This is a genomic window from Chryseobacterium salipaludis, from assembly GCF_022968825.1.
Lineage (GTDB): Bacteria > Bacteroidota > Bacteroidia > Flavobacteriales > Weeksellaceae > Kaistella > Kaistella salipaludis.
Window position 1 is genome coordinate 171,260 of record NZ_JALHKS010000003.1, and the last position, 17,681, is coordinate 188,940.

12 protein-coding genes and 1 tRNA gene are annotated in these 17,681 nt (G+C 43.5%); 4 read left to right on the plus strand and 9 right to left on the minus strand.

Annotated elements, in window-relative coordinates:
- Window positions 1–7: 7 nt before the first annotated feature.
- The 3 genes from MVI27_RS06310 to MVI27_RS06320 form a co-directional block, all read right to left on the minus strand.
- Window positions 8–967: an HlyD family secretion protein gene (locus MVI27_RS06310; RefSeq protein WP_246959964.1), complete on the minus strand. Its 960-nt coding sequence runs from the start codon at window positions 965–967 to the stop codon at window positions 8–10.
- An 83-nt stretch (window positions 968–1,050) separates the two neighbouring features.
- On the minus strand, window positions 1,051–2,457 hold the full coding sequence (locus MVI27_RS06315; RefSeq protein ID WP_246959965.1) for a TolC family protein: 1,407 nt from the start codon (window positions 2,455–2,457) through the stop codon (window positions 1,051–1,053).
- Window positions 2,458–2,628: 171 nt separating this feature from the next.
- The gene (locus MVI27_RS06320) at window positions 2,629–8,430 is read right to left on the minus strand and encodes an alpha-2-macroglobulin family protein (RefSeq protein ID WP_246959966.1); all 5,802 of its coding nucleotides are present in this window, start codon (window positions 8,428–8,430) and stop codon (window positions 2,629–2,631) included.
- 54 nt (window positions 8,431–8,484) lie between these two features.
- Here MVI27_RS06320 and MVI27_RS06325 point away from each other — a divergent pair, with 54 nt between their 5' ends.
- Genes MVI27_RS06325 through MVI27_RS06335 form a run of 3 tightly spaced genes read left to right on the plus strand, consistent with a single transcriptional unit; the run spans window position 8,485 to window position 10,619 of the window.
- On the plus strand, window positions 8,485–9,243 hold the full coding sequence (locus tag MVI27_RS06325) for a UbiA prenyltransferase family protein (RefSeq protein WP_246959967.1): 759 nt from the start codon (window positions 8,485–8,487) through the stop codon (window positions 9,241–9,243).
- A gap of 3 nt (window positions 9,244–9,246) precedes the next feature.
- Window positions 9,247–10,329 (plus strand): DNA replication/repair protein RecF, encoded by a 1,083-nt coding sequence (gene recF / locus MVI27_RS06330; protein ID WP_246959968.1) that lies wholly within the window; start codon window positions 9,247–9,249, stop codon window positions 10,327–10,329.
- A complete protein-coding gene (locus tag MVI27_RS06335; RefSeq protein WP_246959969.1) occupies window positions 10,326–10,619 on the plus strand; it encodes a DciA family protein in 294 nt (97 codons plus the stop codon). Before recF ends, MVI27_RS06335 begins: the two co-directional genes overlap by 4 nt.
- On the opposite strand, the gene MVI27_RS06340 is transcribed toward MVI27_RS06335, so the two are convergent.
- The 3 genes from MVI27_RS06340 to MVI27_RS06350 are packed head-to-tail and all read right to left on the minus strand — an operon-like array spanning window position 10,597 to window position 14,374.
- The gene (locus tag MVI27_RS06340; RefSeq protein ID WP_246959970.1) at window positions 10,597–12,627 is read right to left on the minus strand and encodes a site-specific recombinase; all 2,031 of its coding nucleotides are present in this window, start codon (window positions 12,625–12,627) and stop codon (window positions 10,597–10,599) included. The genes MVI27_RS06335 and MVI27_RS06340 overlap by 23 nt on opposite strands.
- 18 nt (window positions 12,628–12,645) lie before the next feature.
- Window positions 12,646–13,290 (minus strand): monofunctional biosynthetic peptidoglycan transglycosylase, encoded by a 645-nt coding sequence (gene mtgA / locus MVI27_RS06345; RefSeq protein WP_246959971.1) that lies wholly within the window; start codon window positions 13,288–13,290, stop codon window positions 12,646–12,648.
- 37 nt (window positions 13,291–13,327) lie between these two features.
- Window positions 13,328–14,374: an ABC transporter substrate-binding protein gene (locus MVI27_RS06350; RefSeq protein ID WP_246959972.1), complete on the minus strand. Its 1,047-nt coding sequence runs from the start codon at window positions 14,372–14,374 to the stop codon at window positions 13,328–13,330.
- Between the two features lie 48 nt (window positions 14,375–14,422).
- Between MVI27_RS06350 and MVI27_RS06355 the strand changes: the two genes are divergently transcribed.
- A tRNA-Arg gene (locus MVI27_RS06355) sits at window positions 14,423–14,496 on the plus strand.
- A 28-nt stretch (window positions 14,497–14,524) separates the two neighbouring features.
- On the opposite strand, the gene prmA is transcribed toward MVI27_RS06355, so the two are convergent.
- The 3 genes from prmA to MVI27_RS06370 form a co-directional block, all read right to left on the minus strand.
- Window positions 14,525–15,352 carry a 50S ribosomal protein L11 methyltransferase gene (prmA, locus tag MVI27_RS06360; RefSeq protein WP_246959973.1) on the minus strand — a complete coding sequence of 276 codons (828 nt, stop codon included), beginning with the start codon at window positions 15,350–15,352 and terminating at the stop codon, window positions 14,525–14,527.
- A gap of 74 nt (window positions 15,353–15,426) precedes the next feature.
- Window positions 15,427–16,428, minus strand: coding sequence for a glycosyltransferase family 2 protein (locus MVI27_RS06365; RefSeq protein WP_246959974.1), 1,002 nt, complete (start codon window positions 16,426–16,428; stop codon window positions 15,427–15,429).
- A 21-nt stretch (window positions 16,429–16,449) separates the two neighbouring features.
- A complete protein-coding gene (locus tag MVI27_RS06370; protein WP_246959975.1) occupies window positions 16,450–17,616 on the minus strand; it encodes a THUMP domain-containing class I SAM-dependent RNA methyltransferase in 1,167 nt (388 codons plus the stop codon).
- Window positions 17,617–17,681: the final 65 nt, after the last annotated feature.

Sequence of the window (17,681 nt, forward strand, 5' to 3'; positions counted from 1 at the left end):
GTTTTTGCTACTTTAAAGTCACATTGGAATTAACGAGAATATCCTTCGCTGCTTCTTTATTTTGCGGCACCACTTTAATTTCATAGACCGCCTCTTCCGGTTCGTAGTCCGGAAACGCTGTGGTGATATCCGCATATTTCGCCAGTTGTTTGATGGAAATTATTTTACCGGATAATTCTTTTTTATTATAATTTACGACCATCTTCACTGATTGTCCTTTTTGGTACTTCCCGATTTTCGACTCGGGGATTGTAAACCGGAAGTATGCTGATGCAGGAATATAACCCGTGAATAAGGGATATCCAGCTGTTGCCAGCTCGCCCTTGTTTAGCGCAATGGTTTCGACCTCCATGTCATTGGTCGCAATAATATATTTTTCAGCGTTGGCGATCGTCGCTTCCTGCAGTGCACCGCGGGCCTGGCTTTCTTGGCCTTGTGCCATTTCGATTTTTTCTAAACGTGTGCCCTGTTGTACATCATGCAACTCAGCGTTCACTGCATCAAGCTGGGCTTTGGCGCCTTGGTACTTTGCAAAATATTCGTCATACGCTTGTGGAGAAAGCAGACTGTCCCGGTACATGTTCTTTGCGCGGTTAAACGATTTTTGTGCAAACTGAAACTGCTGTTGCAGCCCGCTTTGCTTTGCTTTCAGCTGGCGCAGTTGATCTGCTGTGGCGCCGTTTTGCGCCATTTGCACCTGTGCCCGCGCGGCAGATGTTGCACCTTGCGCCTGTGCAATTTTTGCAGAAACTTCAGGCACATCGAGGATGGCCAGTGTGTCACCGACTTTCACAGCCTGGCCTTCTTCTACCTTAATCGCTAATATTCTTCCGGTGAGTTTTGGCGCAAAGGAAACTACTTCTTTTTTCGTTTTACCAACGATATCTCTTTCAGGTTTGGATTCCTTACAGCCCGTCAGGCCAAGCACTGCGATTAAAAGAAGGGAAGTAAATACTGTATTTTTCATGTTTGTATTTTATTTTTTCTTAATGGTCAAGTTTAATTTCAAGGTTCAGAGAGATGAGCACTAACATTTCTTTTATCTACGCTTTATAGTTTATCGATCTGTAAATTCTGGGTGGATTTCATGAGCTCAATAGCACTTCGTCGCTGATTATAGACCGCGGTTTTCAATTCCAGTTCTGCATTTTCTAAGTCGTTCTCCGCATCAATCAGTGCAGCGGAAGTTTTCGTTCCATACCGGAATTCTTTTTCCACCTGCTCGAGGCCTTGTTTTGCAATGTCGCGGGACTTTTGTTTTAGTTTTATTTGTGCTTCCGCAATATTATAGTTGGTTTTATTGTTTGCCAGATTCAGCTGTAACTTTTTCAGCGCGTCCCGTTTTTTATTTTCTAACACTTCTTTTTCAATCTTGGCTTTCTCGGTCAGGTGTTTGCCTTCGTTTCCGTCGAATACGTCCCATTTAATACCAATCCCTGCCTGGAACAGTGGGAAGATCCGACTGCTCGGCAACTCTGCATTCAGTTTTCCTGTTAAACTCGGTACTAATGTCTGGGAAGCATCAATCGCATTGTTATATAAACCGAAATAGCTCAATGACGTTTGCGCCTGCACTTTCGGAACCCACCATCTTTCTTCTGCTTTAATTTTATACTCGGTGGCGGTGATGCCGTGATCCAGTGCTTTGATCTCTACCCTATTCTCGATATTTTCGTCAATTATTTCGTAAGTAATTCGCTCGAGTTGTGGCTGGATCGCCGCAAGTCGATCCCGGTCGATCCCGGTCAGTAAATGAAGCTGCGTGATGAGCAGTTCTTTTTTTCCTTCATATTCCACGAGTTTTGAGTCTAAAGTCGCCTGTGCTAGTTCAATTTTTTTATGGTCATAAGGTGTAATGAGCCCGTACCCCAGCGCTTTGTTGGCTGTCTTTCTGTTAATGTCCAACCGTTTTTTCGCTTCATCCAGCACTTTTCCGGATTCATGAATGAGCGCCATTTGATCGTACGCTTTTGAGACTTCGGTAATGATTTCATCGCGACTTTTCTCCATGAGCAGATTTTCGGAAATATTTTTTTCGCGATTGGCTTCTTTCAGGTATTTGATTTTCCCGCCAGAATACAGCAGCATGCTTGCTTCTGTTTTTGCCAAAGCTGAAATACCTGAAACACCTAAATCCGTAGTTAATTGGCCCTCGGGGACCATCGCGCCGGGAAAATACCCCGGAATTGCCGGAATGGCGATTTGAGGCGATTTCAAGCGGGCGTTCGCATACAGATATCCGGTCTTTCCGGAAATTTCGACTCTAGGCAGAAAAATATCTTTCAGCTTTTGGTCGTCTAATTTCGTGTATTTGTTCTCCAGCACTTGCTGGGCCAGGGTGCCATCATTCGCCAGCGCGGCATTAATAAGTTCCTGCAGGTCCGGCGCTTCCTGCGCAAAGAATGCTGTTGGAAAAAGCAGTAAGAATGGTCCGAACAGATTGAACAAAGTTTTCATATCGATGTTTGTTTATTTACATGTGCAAAGTTCCGAAAGTCAACGCACGATTCCTTTGATATTTATCAAAAATTACTAAATGGAAGAAAATTAGCATTAACTAGTAGGGCGGATTTCCATAAAACATGTATTAAAATAAATTAAATAACGCGCCGCGCCAAATTGTTCGACTTACTCAGTAATTATAATCATCTCTCCTTTGGTATGCGAGCTCATCTGCGGTGCGTAGTAATTCTGCAAGGTCGTGATTGCGCCGCTGAAAGTTCCGGCAGCATTCGCGATATAATCCGATTCGAAGACATGCTTTCCCTTCGGCATCTGTTCGATGTAAAAGTTTTCTGAGGCGTCTTTGGTCGCCTGGTAATATCCCAAACCGTTTTTCCAGTGATAAACCGAAAGGACATTCAGCGGTTCCAGGCCAGCCGGCCGCAGGTCTTTCAAATGAATGTATTCCATATTCCGGTCGGTGTTCAGGATGAGGCGCACGGTGACCCTGTCCCCTATTTTGAAGGTTTCGCCCGGCTGCAACAACCGTAGTTCTTCACCGTTTTCGGTTTTTACTTTGCGGTATAGTTCACGCTGTACCGATACGTAGTTTGCAGCGGCGGTTACCTTATTATAGTCTTCAAAATACTGCCAGTATAAGCCGCCCTGTACCAGCCCGGGTCCTGGTTTGGAAACTGTAAGCTTACCAAAAGGAGGCTTAACATCTGCACCGCTTATTGTTTTTTTAATAAAGCCGGTCGCTTCTGTATCGGGAGCAATCGCTTTGCCGCCCCAGGTAATGGCAGCGCGATCGCTTGCGCTGGTGGTCCAGGAGGTTCCGCTGTTCAGCATGGTGAAAATCACTTCTGCCGTCGCACGGGAAGGACCCCAGGAACCGGTTTCCTTCTGAGTTGCCAGCCAGATTTTCAGCTCCTCAATAAACTTATGATCTTCCGGCGTTATTTTTTCAAACGCTTCCAGAGCGCCTGCGTGATTGATAACTTCGGACTGATACCAACCCCAGCCATTCGCATTCTGCTTCCAGTAGGCGCCCTGCAGTTTAGATTCTACCGAAGTTTCTTTAAGGTAGGTCATGAACTTTTTTGCCAGCTGTTTCTCACCATACGCATTGAGCAGTAAGGCAGAGCGATGCAAGCCATAGAAAGTAAAATCCTGCAGTTTAACTTTTGGTGCGTATTCTGTAACTTTTGCTTTCGCTTCTTTTGCTTTTTGGGCGAGTGGATACTGCTGTTCAAAATAGCGGCGGGTGTCCAGATAATTTAGAACCATATTACTCCAGAAGTTATTAGGTTTAAAAGTTTCCGTAATCATGAGGCGGTTGAACTCTTTATCGACATACTGAATTAAAGCTTTCGTCAGTTGTTCGGGGTCGGAGCCAGCATACCGATTGGCATCTTCTCCCAGCCACTCTTTTATTTTTCCTAAATTTTTCAGAATATAAAGCGAAGTCGGATACGAACTCGGACTGCCGGTATACCAGGAAAAACCACCATCCGGATTTTGCAGTTGCTGCAACTGTTGCCAGTCGCTCTGCAAGGAATTGCGCATGGTATTGGCGTCGAACAGGCGGGCAATTTGCTGCATCTGTTCAGCTTCATTTCTGCTTTCCATCAGCCAGGGCGTTTCCTCCAAGAGCAATTGTTTCAACTCCTGATTTTTTTCCAGCGGTGAGGTGAGCAATTCTTTTTTCTGATACTCATCAAATACCGTCTGTAGTTTTGGATTGGCTTTGAAGATTTCCGCAGCCAGCACATCAGCGAACCATTTGTCAAAAATGACATCAGCGGACTGATTGCTGTCATATTTAATAGAGGGCAAGGCAAATAAAATCTCCCAAATTGGATTGGTGGAAAGTTCCAGGGTAAGATTTTTAGTCACTGCTGAGCCTGATTTCTGATTCAATAGTTTATCGAAGGTAAAGGTTTTGGATTCGCCTTGTTTCACAAAAACCGGGATGGCCTCCGTGACCAGCATTCGGTTTGGTAAAATAGCGATCGCTTTCTGTTCACCATCGCTGAAGTTTCCAGCCTTGGCCACCACTTTAAAAATAACGGCACTTTGGTTTTCCGGCACCTGCAGCGTCCACGTAATAACCTGAGCACCTTTAGCATCCAGTAAAAAGTCTTTGTGTAGCGAATTTTCTTTTATAAATAAGGCGGTGACATCTACTTCAGTTACGGCATCTAAAATGCTCACCACAGCCTGTCCTTTTAACGTTTGATTTACTAAACTGGAAATTCGCGTTTTAAAAACAAGCTGATCGCCTTCCCGCAAAAAACGAGGGTAGTTTGGCGTAACCGAAAGTTCCTTTTGCGTAACGACCGATTGCTCTAGCGTAGCAGCGCGCGCGTCTTTAGTATGTGCCAGGAACATAGCTTTCCAGCGTGTAAGTGCTTCCGGTGCGGTGAATTCAAACATGACCTCACCGCGGTCATTGGTTCTCAGTTGCGGGTAGAAGAAAGCAGTTTCATTCAGGTTATTCCGTACGGGAACTTTTTCAAGAGTAGCATCAGCGACCGCATTCGCAGCATCTTTTTTTGCGGCACTGTCAGCCATTGACGTTTCCACTAGGGGCGCTACGGCAGCTTCCGCCATTACCATTTGCTGGCGGGCGGCACCGCGAAGCATAATATTTCCACTGTAAAATTGGCGATTGCCGTACCAGGAAAATGACGGGATCGTAAAATACGTTTCAGGAAGCCTTTCTATTCTTTTCGCATAATACAACGACTGCAGGTTTTCATCATAACGGTACGACACAATATTATAAAAATTTCGCTTCAGCGTTTCCCAGCCGAAATTGTTTGGCTGAAACTGATCCAGGGACTGATCATACATCGCAGCCAGCAATTCTGCATTTACTTTTTCGCCGGCGGTACCTGTTATTTTTAAAGTCCATTTCTCTGTCTGACCCGGCTGCATCTTGTCCCGGAAACTGACCGTTTCTATTTTCAGTGGAAGTTGGTCTGGTTCAATAGGTAAAGTCACTTCCTGTGTCTCCGTTTCATTAAAAGCCGTCAGCCGCACCTGCACATCAATTTGATGTATGCTTTGATTTTGCGGAAGCGCCACCTCATGAATCAAAATGCCGTTGTTCAGTTTTTTTTCTTGCACTTCCACGTCACCTGTACCGTTTTGTGTGAAAATGGCAACAGCTGCATTGGGCACGGCAGAATAAATAAAGAGCTGCGCTTTTTCATTGCGCTTCCAGCTCTTCTTTCCCGGAATTACTTTCAGAAAAGGTTTTTGGGCATCCTGCAGAAACCGTTTACTATACACATCAAAATCTTTCACTGTTCGGATGGTGTCTTTTCCTTCGATATTAAATATTTCCAAGCGGTAGTTACCTGGTTGCAGCATCCCCAGCGAAAAGGTATTGCCGGTTTTACGAACTGATTGCATCAGCACTTTTTCGGCGGGGCGTACTTTTTCCTGTTTGTTATAATAATCATGTGGGAAATTTCGTACAAACTCATCCTTGGCCATAACCGGGACATCCTGGATATACTCTTCAAAAGTGGACCGGAAAACACGCGAAGGCGCAGCAAGTTTCACCAAATTAACTTGGTAAGGTTTGTCCAGTTTCTGATTATTATAATTTAAAGCTTCTGCTTTCACCTCAATTTTCTCGTTGCTAAAGTTGTTTTCAGGAAGATCAGCCGTTAAATAATGCGAGACGGAAGAAACCGTGATCGATTCCGTTGCCGTTTGTGTTTCACCGCTGATATCCGTCACCGAGGCTGTGAACTCATAATTGTCAATCTGGATTCCCTCCAACGTTTCGTCTTTTTCAAGCATGACCGGAATGGTAAAATTACCGCTCGCATCGGTTACGGTTTCCCCGAGAATGGAGTTCTCGTTCTCACTAACCGGCGGATACCACCAGAAATAACGCCAGCGGATATTTCGTTTCTTAATTTCATACTGCACGCGGCTGTTGATCAAAGGCACGCCGGAATAGGTGGTCGCTTTTCCCTGAAGTTCAATTTTTTGTCCGTACGCATATTCCCCGGTTAAAGGAGAAAAAGATATTTCGAAATTGAGCCGTTTGTATTCTTCCACACTGAAATATTTTCTGCCGGATTTCCTGCTGTCTGTTTGCAATGAAAACTGGCCGGTAAGTTTGCGCACAGGCAGAGTGAAACTGCCATGATAAGAACCAAATTCATTGGTTACAAATTCCTGAGAAGAAATCTCATCGCCATTGGCATCATACAGAAATATCTTTTGACGAAGGTTGGCAACTACAGTTTTTCTGTTACCTTGCAGTTGGGTACTAATTACTTTAAAATACACTCGTTGACCCGGCCGAAAAATCTGACGGTCGATGAAAATCTGTGATTGTGTTTTAGTCAGTTGACCATTATCATAATTAGGAAATACCGGCTCGCTTCTGTCATCACCATACAGTTCCAGATACTGAAAACTGTTCCCGGCTACGTCGTGTATAAGCATATGCCGGTAATTATCTTTATTTTTCGATTTCGGCAAACTGAAGATTCCGGCTTTGTCAGTGCGGCCGGTGCTTACAGACGTTGTTTTACCATTAAATTCGTAAAAAGAAAGCGCCCGATTTGGCAGTAGCAGTCCATTTTCACGCAGCAAGAGTTGATATTGGCTTTCACGTTTGTTTTCGGTTTTATAAGGCAGGGCAACAGACTCTGCAACGATGAAAGTGAAAAACTTTGTTTTTTCAGCTCCGATCTGATATTCACCGGCATACAGCCCGGCGGGCAGCGCTTCTAATTTGAAAGAAGTCCTGTGTAGTTTATAATCAGGAGCAGCCGGTGTTTGAAAATTTGCTTTGCGGATTTGCTTCTTCTTCAGTGAGCGGAAAAGTTTTTCATCATATGACTTTCTTTGATATTTTAAAAAGTTGGCCACATCATCGGTAATCTGATACAATTGCAGCGTAAAACTGCTGGCATTTTTGGATTCAGCAACCAAATGTGCCGGTTTGCCCGCCTCTATGTAATTTTCAAAATGAACCGTAACCAGCGGATTTTTAATTTCTTTTTCTCTGTTCAACAGTCCATTAAGCAAGGTAGATTTCGGAAACATTTTCTTTGCCAGCGAAATTTCCTGCACCGCCTGTACATATTCTTCTTTCCCGATAAGCTGCTGTACGATATCCTCGCGAATCATCAGCTGATAATCGTCAGCGGGATCTGCCGTTGCTAATAATTGCCGCAGTTGCTGCAGTTTGTCTTTGCAGTTGGTGAAGGTACACTGATCGTTCAGTTTTAGATGCGCGAAATACAAACGCGCACTGCCGGTAGCTGCTGCAATGAGTTCATCGTATGTTTCAGTAATTATATCCTGATTAACTCTGCGTTCTGCCGGCGTAAAGAATTGCTGATTTTTAAGGAATTGAATATGTCTTACTGCTAACCATTCATATACGGAGTTGATATAATTAATGCCGTCCCGTTTTTCGAAAACGTCGATGATTTTGCTGATTTTTATATTTTGGTATTGCTGTTTTTTAGTAACTGCTATCGAATATTGCTGAAGCAAATATTTTTTAAAATCCTGTGTACTCCAGCTCTCAATGGCCGCTGTTTCGGGTTGGCTCACATTGGTTTGCTGCCTGATTTTCCATTGATGCATAGCGAAGTAATCCTGCACAAATACGGGTGTTAACGCTTCAAGTAGTAATTTACTGTCACCTTCTAAAGATGCAGTGGTAGTTTCAAGCTTCCGGAAAAACTGGTTTGCAACTTCATTTTGTTCATCATCCTGCGTGCGGTTAATGATGCTGAATTCGTACTGAAGTGCTTTAATCAGCTGTTCCGCATTTTGGTCTTTTTTTGCCATATCCTGAATTTGTAAAATGGCCGGAAGCGTGGACTTTAACTTTCCGGCCTTCTGCTCGCTTTTAATTTTTGTCCAGAGTTGGTCATATTTTTGCTGGCCGCACACTGAAATTGTGATGAGCAACAAAAGAAATAAAACTGTTTTTTTCATACTATTCAAAAAATTTTACAAAGGCCGGAATGTGCCCTGCCACTAATTATATACATGAGTTATTCAACTGTATTTCAAAAAAATATCATAGAGAATCAGATCTTTGTTTCCCTTGCCGGAACTTCGCTGGCGGTCTTTTTCATGATAGAGAGCAATATTATCAAAATTCCGACCATCCTCCTGATATTTACAACATACATCTGTGGTTATTTATACACAAAATACCAGGGTCAGCAACCTATGCTGCGAAAGATCATTTTTTTCAATGCCATTTCTGCCGTTTTCTGCGCTGTTCTGATTTTGCACAACCATAATGAACAAAGGCTTTTCCGGTGGCTGGTGATTGTCGTGCTGGGCTTGTTGTACAATAGTTTTTTTCTCAGTGGCGCCTTGCGCAGAATTCCTTTATTTAAAATATTTTATGTAGGAATTGTGTGGGGATTAATGAACTCCTGGCTGATTACAGAATATTTTCGTTTAGATATTTTTATAGTCACCGTACTCTTTGTAGCCGCGCTCATCTTGCCATTTGATATTCGTGATATGGAAACAGATGATATCGTTACTTTTCCGCGACTGATTGGCATGGTTGCTACCAAAGTTTTTGCTGTTCTGCTGTTTGGGATTACTACCGCCCTGTCGTTCTCTTATTTTGAACAAAGTATTGCGCTTGCACTAACAGCAGCCTGCCTGTATGGAAGTATCCTCACCCTATGTGCTTTTCCGCACAGTACGCTTTCTTATTTTAATTTCTGGCTGGAAGCCTCTTCGGTCGTGCCGTTTTTAGTTATCGTTTTAATAAAGTATTTTTGAAACATGATAATACGCGACCTTACGCTGACTAATTTTAAAAATCACACGAGCCGTCAATTCATATTCTCGGCGCAGATTAATTGTTTTGTGGGCAATAACGGCGTTGGCAAAACCAATGTGCTTGACGCACTCTATTATCTCTCCGTGGCCAAAAGTTTTTTGCCCAATACGGACCTGCTCAATATTCAGTCGGAAGCGGATTTTTTTGCGATTCGGGGAACCATCGCCGGTGAGGAAAAAGAAACGGTGATCAAAGTTCAGCAGCCGCGCGACGCAAAGAAGATCATAAAGAAAAATGATAAAACCTATGACCGCATTTCCGATCATGTGGGATTTTTGCCAAGCGTCATTATTTCGCCGTATGATTCTAATTTAATTTCGGATTCAGGGGAAAGTCGCCGGAAGTTTTTGGATTCCATGATTTCACAAACGGATCATGACTATCTTCATTCTTTAATTCAGTATCAGAAAACACTGCAACAAAGAAATGCGCTGCTCAAAAACTTTGCGCGCAACCGCTACTTCGATGCAGAAAGCTTAGAAATTTACGATGCGCCCCTGATCACATTTGCCACAGAAATTTTTGAAAAAAGAAAAGCCTTTACCCGTGATCTTTTACCGCTGGTGCAGCATTATTACGAACTGATATCCGGCGGACATGAAATGGTTTCCGTGGATTATGCCTCGGACCTGAGCACCACCAGCATGGCAGATTTATTACTGCAAAATCAGGAAAAAGACCGCGCGGTAACCTACACCAGCAAAGGCGTGCACAAGGATGATTTATTATTCCTGATGAATGACAGTTTGATGAAAAAAACCTCCAGTCAGGGACAGCAGAAGTCCTTTCTGATTGCACTGAAGCTGGCACAAATGAGCCGTATCCGCGAGCTTACCGGCAAAACACCCATTCTCCTGCTGGATGATATTTTCGATAAGCTGGATGACCGCCGCGTTTCACATTTAATTGAGCTGGTGAATAAAGAAGAGTTTGGCCAGATGTTCATCACGGACACAGATCCCCAGCGCACCGAAAGCATCGTAAAACGCATCAGCGAAGAATCTAAAATTTTCCATTTATCATGAGCCGCAAGAAAAGAGAATTTCAATCCTCGGAATTGGTGCGGGCCTTTGCGAAAATTCATGGTTTTGAAGAAAAACTGCTCGCCTTCGAAGTGAAAGATTATCTGCGCGAATATTTAAACGAAAATCTTTTTAATGATATTGAGTCGGTAAATCTTCGTAATAAAGTTTTAGAAATCCGCGTGAAATCACCTTTGCTTCGTCATGATTTTCAAATGCGAAAAACGGTATACCTCACCCGTTTCCGGGAAGAGTTCGGCGAAGACCTTTTTACTGATCTTCTGGTTTTGTAACCACCGTATTGTCCACCATTTCGGTTGCGCGCTGATCCAACCGGGATCGTAACGGCAAGAAAAAGCGCAACGGATTTTGCAGAAAGTAGCGCCAGATTTCGCGATAGATTTCGCGCAGTTCCATAGCGTTTACTTTTCTGGAGCGGAAAGCTAGCATCATCGACAAGCCAAAACTTACAGCGAAGTTGAAGAACCCAATCAGGAAAACAGTGATAAAGGCAATCCAGAAAGTGGAAAATGCAACTGAAAAGTCAGCGCCGTACAAGCCCAACGCAAAGTTCCCGGAGGCAAAGGTAATGTGACGAATATCCAGATCTAAACCCAGGAACAGGCCAATCGGCCCGGTCGCACCCAGAAATATCCCAAACCAGAAGTTCGATACGATGCCTGCCCAGTTTCGTGCGTAATATCCTGACAATCCTTTCGCAACATTTTTACCAAAGAAATAATTTAAAAAAGGATTTTTTTCAATTCGCCGCGGTATCCGGTAAAATACGCTGCTGTTCCCAATGTTTCCCGAAATAATTCCCGAAATAAAAAGGAAGAAACCTGCAATACAGGCATGGAAAATCGCTTTTGACCGAACCGGATCCAGATCACGCAACAATGTTTCCGATTTTTCGGTGGCAAAATTCTGCTGGAAAAAAACATCCATTCCGTAGATAATTGCCAAGGCAATCGGGAACGCCAGCAACACATTTCCCATGAAAGCAATGAACTGCGTTCTAAATAACCGGGAAACCAGGTGTGCAAAGTCCACATAGTTTTTCTTCCTATTCTGTCCATCAGACAATACTTTTGCCATCGTCGCAGCGGTCATCGCCGGCTGCTTTGTCGCCAGGGTATAATTCATCAGATAAATCATAATGAAACCCATGGCATAATTGAAGGAATACAAAAACGCATGCAGAAAACCACTTCCCGGAAAGTATCCGTACAGCAGTTTTAAGACACACAAAGCTCCCACAATGACACCACCGCCGCTCGCCCGCAGAAACATTTGCCAATAGTCCTTGCGGTTGCTTGTAATATAATGCGTGCCGGTTTCTGCCGTGTGATTCGTAATGAGATGCGATTTCAGTGTCGTGCTGTCGTACAGTAATTCCCGCAGGTTATTTTTGTGGGACTTATAATCGAGAATATTGAGAACCAGCTTTTTCGATTTTTCGAGAACTTCCTCCGGTTGATCATACACCATGATGGATAGAATATCCTGCATCCGCTCCAGCTGCTGACGAACTTTCAGCAGCGCCTGATTAATCTTTCCGGAGATGCCGTACTTACTGGAATTCTTAAACGCCAGCGCAACAAAATCACGGCATTGTTTCAGGTATATTTTAATCTGTTTATAAACGGTATCCTTCGAAGTCAGATGGAAATCCGGATCTTTATAGCTCTGGTTGAGAAGATCAATTTCATTCTGCAGCGCCAGAAACGGATTGTCAAAGTTTCGATATTCCGGTGCCATATTAACCACCTGCACATCCAGTGCGGTACCGATAATGCGCCAGGCCAGAATGTTTAGCGAAAATAACAATTCGCGTTTCACCCCTGGATGGGTAATAAGCTGATCGATTTTAAGTAATTGGAAAGCTTCATCCAACTGCTGAGACTCCAACTGCCGGAAATAGGCAAGGTCGCTCTTTGGGCGCACGGAAATGGTATCCACCATATACCAGACTGTTTCTTCATTTTCGACGCTCGGCAAAACTTTGTCCAGCAGGCGCTTTTTCAGTTCCGGATAAAAGGCATTTTCCGAAAGGATGTTGGCTTCCGTGAGCGATAAATTGAAAGGTTTTCCGGCAAAAACCTGATGAAGATAATAGGAAAAGTTATCCGTGATCTCAGGATTTTCTTTTAGAAAAGTCAGAATATGATCGAAGCGCTCCGCACGCAGACTGCGCATCAGCTGAATGAGCGGTTCCAGCGCTTTTGTTTCATTCCTGAAACTGAAATACTTCGTCAGTAAAGTCTCAAACGACTCTCGGGTTCGAAATCCAAATGCCATAATTGCGGTATATATAGGCTAATTCAAACGAATATTCCGCATCTGGCGCAGGATCCAGCCGTGCTTGCGAGTCAGATAGGCGCTCGGATGATGCGGATCATATTTCTTTGGATTAGGCAGCACGGCGGCAATCCAGGCTGCTTCATTATTACTGAGCCGTGAAACATCTTTTTTAAAATAGTACTGAGCAGCGGCCTGAACTCCGAAAACGCCCTGCCCCATTTCAACCGAATTCAGATAACGCTCCAGAATCACTTCCTTTCCCCAGAATTTTTCAATGATAAAGGTATAAATTGCTTCCAGTCCTTTGCGAACCCAGCTTCTGCCCTGCCACAGGAAAACATTTTTAGCCGTTTGCTGGGAAATGGTGCTGCCGCCACGAACTGTCTTTCCTTTTTTGTTATGTTTATAGGCCTTTTCAATCGATCTAAAATCAAAACCGTTGTGTACGAAAAATGCCTGGTCTTCCGATGCTAAAACTGCCTTTTTGATTGGTGCTCCCATCTCTTCGTAGGAAACATAGCTTCTTTTCAGTTTCTTATATTCGATAAAACTGCCGATCTGCGTGAGGGTTGCCGGCGGATTAAAGAATTTCCCCCAGATAATGTAAGCCACATTAAAAAGGAAAATATAAAGAATCAGGCGTTTAATCAGTTTCCACATGAGCGGGTTATTAAAGCTGCAAAAATAGAATTTTTATTTACGGAATCTCTTGCAGATATGTTAATTCTGTACCCGGCAGTAATTCCGGATGGAAAATCAGTACGTAGTCCCGCAAAAGAACATCGGCGCGCACCACACCACTTTCAAAATAATCATTGCTGCGCTCTTTTTCCCGTCCGCTAACCGAATACAACTTCCCCTCCCGAAAAACCGGTAGCTGCTGATAATTGGGATTAATTTGCAGCATATTCTTGCGTGAGGACTGATTGCCAACATTTACCCAGAATTTTGCATGTTTCGATTTCGCGGCAACCTCTTCAAAACTCATCGGTGTAGCACCTTTTTCGGGACTGTTTGCATTAATATAGTCAGCGTTTGCATCTTTCAGCATATTGGCAAGAAGGGATTTTCCTCCCGGCAGGTACCATTGGTTTCCGTACATTTCATTGGCGAGTACGACAGGCTGCATTTTTGCTGTCGCGGCTGTTTTCTTTAAATCATTATAGTTGGACGCAATCTGCTCATATCTGACTGCGGCTTTTTCCTGCTGATTGAAAAGTTCACCAAAAAGCAACAGATAACGGGTCTTATCAAGCGGCTGATGTTCCAGATACTCATCGAGGAAAATAATTTCAATGCCCTGCTGGCGGATTAATTCATACGTGTTCTCGAAAGTGGAAATATAATTCGTAAAAATAGCATCTGGTTTCAGTGCGACAATTTTTTCTACATTATACTTTTGCTCATTCCCGACGTCCGCAACAGCTCCGGACGAAACTTTTTGCTGAATTTTCGGTGAATACACAAAACCCGGACTGGAGATTCCCACGATTCTGTCCTCGAGATCTAGTTCGGTAAAATAGCCGACCAGACTCGCATTCAGCAGGACCACTTTTTTCAACGGCAGCTTTTCGCGCGGAATTTCATAGGTAAATTTGCCACTCTGCAAACAGAGCATTTGATTATCAATACCATAGGAAAGATTCGGGCTTACTACCGTGCGCTGATCCGCTGTGGCAGGCGATTTCTTTTCGCAGGCGAGAAAAAATAAAAGGCAGAAAAAAGCAAAAAAAGTACGTTTCATGTTTGGAACATTATAAAAAAGTTATATATTTGCAGCTCAATAAACGAAGGCCTCGTGGCGCAACTGAATAGCGCATCTGATTACGGCTCAGAAGGTTACAGGTTTGAATCCTGTCGAGGTCACTGAAAACCCTGCTTTTGCAGGGTTTTTTTATTTCTGTAATCTCAGCGACATCCATTCTTCGCGCTGAAGGCTACGCTCCAGTTGCAGGTTTTGTTCCTGGCACACCTTCATAATATCAGTTACATCAAAAAAGCAAAGCCCGGACAGCAATAATTCCCCGCCTTCTTTCAACACACTGTTATACACCGGAATATCGGACAGCAAAATATTGCGGTTGATATTGGCCAGAATAATATCAAACTGTTCACTCCCAAGACTTTCCGCGGTTCCCTGACTGATGTTCAACTGCACACCGTTTCTTTCAGCATTCTCAATCGAATTTTCTACGGACCACTCATCGATATCGATAGCGGTTACCTCTGCAGCACCGCGCTGTTTTGCATAAATTGCCAGGACAGATGTACCGCAGCCCATATCCAGCACATTCTTGCCAGTGAAATCCATGTCGAGCATTTGCTGAATCATCAGGTAAGTCGTGGCGTGATGGCCGGTGCCGAAAGACATTTTAGGCTGAATAATAATCTCATGCGGCAAGCCTAGGCTCTCGTGAAATTCTGCACGAATGGCCACCTGATCTTCAATGTTAATCGGTGTGAAGTTCTTCTCCCATTCCTCGTTCCAGTTAATGTTTGGCATTTCGGTGTAAGAGTAGGAAATTTTAACTTCCGCATTTTGCAGCAGCGCTACTGACTGCAGCAAATCTTCATTAAAAATATCTTTCTGAATATAAGCCAGGATCCCGTCGTGTTCTTCGGTAAAGCTATCAAAGCCGGCGTCGATTAGTTGGGCCATCAGGATTTCACTCCAGGGCGCAGGAGGTTGTATTTTAAAGGTAAATTCCAGGTAGTTCTGCATAAAAATGATTTTTGCAAAAGTACAGTTTTACCTCCGATCTGTTTTAAAGCCTAAAAAGATTAGTGGACCAAGATTTAATTTTGGTGGAAATGATGGGGAAATGCATCCTGCGGTTTGCGCCGGAATATATTAAGCAAAATCCAGGATTTTAAAAAACCATAACCGTATGAAAACAGCTGTACGTAGGCTGCGACGATGGCAAAAGCAGCGATGCTGATATTTTTAGTTTTAAATAAAGCATGAAAAAAGATGATGAAGGTATAGAAGCCGTACAACGCCAGCAGTAAACCGTTACCATACAAATAATATTGAAGCACACCGACGAAATATCCCAGCAGAAACAAAGACGGAAACGCAAAAGAAAGTTTCACATACCTGGGATGACGCTGATTAAGAATAGGCCGCGCACACCCAAACTGATAAACCTGCTTGGAAAACTTACCAAAATCAACTCTTCTTTTGTGAAACACGGCAATATCGTCAAAATAGGCCGTGGTAAAACCCTTTTCCCAAAGTGTCATGGAAAGGTCCGGATCTTCCCCTACCCTCATTTCGGAAAAACCTCCGACGGCGTCAAAGGCTGCTTTCCGCACACCCATATTAAAACTGCGTGGCTGAAACCGGGTCACCGCTTTTTTACTGCCGCGAATGCCGCCTGTTGTGAAAACGGAAGTCATTGCATACGAAATTGCTTTCTGCACCAGATTAAAACCGCGATGTGCCATATCAGCGCCGCCGAAAGCATCGCAGGGCTTTTCCTGAATATTCCTTTTCACATTCGCGATATAGCTTTCCGGCACAATAACATCTGAGTCCAGAAAAATAAGCCAGTCACTTTCTGATCTGCCGGCACCGTAATTTCGTGATAAACCTGGACCGGAGTTCGATTTCCGGAAAAATTTGATCTGCAGCATTTTTTCGAAAATGGCAATCGTGGGAAGCAAATCCACCGAAGACCCATCGTCCACAATAATTACTTCAAAATCAGCATCATTTTGTCGCGAAAGCGAACTCAGCAATTCAAATAGTTCATCCTTCCGGTTGAAAATAGCGATGATTATTGAAATCGACGTCAAACCTGCAGTTTTTGTGTTCAATTAAGCTCCCGGGTTTAACTTGTGTACTTTCTTCGTACCCTCGTACATTTCATACTGCATAAATCTGCATTCCAGTTTACCGTTAAATAATTTAATACGACGGGAAGGGCGCAATCCGATCTTCTTAGCAGCTTCCAGATCGGCAGAGATTAACCACGCCAGTGTATTCGGATATCCTTTCTTAAAGGTATCACCAATTTTTGTATAAAATGCATCATCTGAAATGGCAAGCCGTTCATCATAAGGCGGGTTAAATACCATCGTAAGCGGGAATAATTCCTTTTGCGAATCAAAAAAGTTCTGGCATTTCAATTCGATAACATCCTCCAGTTCTGCTGATTCAATATTGCGGCGGGCCGCGCTCAGCATTTGCTCATCAATATCATACCCTACAATTTTGCAGTCAAATTCTTTAATCCGGTTCAGTCGTACTTCTTTTATTTTTTGAAACAACTGCGCATCATAATTCTTCCAGTTCTGAAAACCGAAATCTTTGCGAAAAATTTGTGCCGGAAGATTCATTGCAATCATTGCGGCCTCGATCAGCAACGTCCCGGAGCCGCACATCGGATCCAGAAAATTCCCCTTTCCATCCCAGCCGGCCAGCTGCAGCATACCGGAGGCCAATACCTCATTCAGCGGTGCTTTCCCCTGCTCTTTTCGGTATCCTCTTTTAAACAGCGGATCACCAGAGGCGTCTAAAGAAATAGTCACCAATTCACGGTCAATGTGCAGATGAAATTTAATATCGGGATTTTCGGTATCAACATTGGGTCTTTGGCGGTAATTCATTTTAAAGAAATCCACAATGGCATCTTTCATTTTTAAAGCCATAAAGCGCGAATGCGGAAAACGTTCTGAATAAACCGTAGTATCAATGGCGAAAGTTTGCTCCGGTTTTAAATACTGATCCCAGGCAAACGCAAACAATTTATCATAAAAACGATTTTCATTCCAAGCTTTAAAAGTATGAACCGGCACCAGAATTTTTAAAGCTGTTCGTAAGGAATAGGTTGCTTTATACAGAAAGCCCAGATCTCCCTCGCAGTTAACCGCTCTGTTTTTGATCGTTACATCTTTTCCGCCGAGGGCTCTCAGTTCATTGGCGAGCACTTCTTCCAGGCCGAAAAATGTTTTAATTTGTATTGCGTAATTATCTGAGTTCATAGGGTATTAAATTTTACGCCCGGCCGTATTAATAAAAGGATTACAGCGCGGAGGTTGCGCAAATT

Bases quoted from the DNA above. Each gene is read 5' to 3' on its own strand.
- MVI27_RS06315 (WP_246959965.1), bottom strand. From the start codon at position 2,457: ATGAAAACTTTGTTCAATCTGTTCGGACCATTCTTACTGCTTTTTCCA.
- MVI27_RS06340 (WP_246959970.1), bottom strand. From the start codon at position 12,627: ATGGCATTTGGATTTCGAACCCGAGAGTCGTTTGAGACTTTACTGACG.
- MVI27_RS06350 (WP_246959972.1), bottom strand. From the start codon at position 14,374: ATGAAACGTACTTTTTTTGCTTTTTTCTGCCTTTTATTTTTTCTCGCC.
- mtgA (WP_246959971.1), bottom strand. From the start codon at position 13,290: ATGTGGAAACTGATTAAACGCCTGATTCTTTATATTTTCCTTTTTAAT.
- prmA (WP_246959973.1), bottom strand. From the start codon at position 15,352: ATGCAGAACTACCTGGAATTTACCTTTAAAATACAACCTCCTGCGCCC.
- recF (WP_246959968.1), top strand. From the start codon at position 9,247: ATGATAATACGCGACCTTACGCTGACTAATTTTAAAAATCACACGAGC.
- MVI27_RS06325 (WP_246959967.1), top strand. From the start codon at position 8,485: ATGAGTTATTCAACTGTATTTCAAAAAAATATCATAGAGAATCAGATC.
- MVI27_RS06320 (WP_246959966.1), bottom strand. From the start codon at position 8,430: ATGAAAAAAACAGTTTTATTTCTTTTGTTGCTCATCACAATTTCAGTG.
- MVI27_RS06370 (WP_246959975.1), bottom strand. From the start codon at position 17,616: ATGAACTCAGATAATTACGCAATACAAATTAAAACATTTTTCGGCCTG.
- MVI27_RS06335 (WP_246959969.1), top strand. From the start codon at position 10,326: ATGAGCCGCAAGAAAAGAGAATTTCAATCCTCGGAATTGGTGCGGGCC.
- MVI27_RS06310 (WP_246959964.1), bottom strand. From the start codon at position 967: ATGAAAAATACAGTATTTACTTCCCTTCTTTTAATCGCAGTGCTTGGC.